The following is a 239-nucleotide window of genomic DNA, read 5'->3' on the forward strand; positions in this document are numbered from 1 at the left end:
ACATGTCGGCGCGCAAGTGGATCTTGATCTGTTCGGTTGGCATCCGGCGGGCGCCCGCCGGGATGCTTCGCGGCAATCGACGGTCACTTCGCTGCGCTTCATAGGCATCAAGGTCACCGTTATTACGCCCAGTATGGACACGATGACTCCCGCTCTGCTGCTCGGTATACTTAAGGACCTCCTCGACATCGACCTTAAGTCGCTCCTTAAGCTCAAGCTCAAGGACGTGACTGTATCGC

At 57.3% G+C, this 239-nt stretch carries 1 protein-coding gene; it reads left to right on the forward strand.

Annotated elements, in window-relative coordinates; genetic code table 11:
* Positions 1 to 239: hypothetical protein (locus AC0L2V_RS32305; RefSeq protein WP_473522204.1), on the forward strand; the 239-nt coding region annotated here is incomplete at both ends.

The sequence above is a fragment of the Mesorhizobium sp. WSM4814 genome (assembly GCF_055811595.1).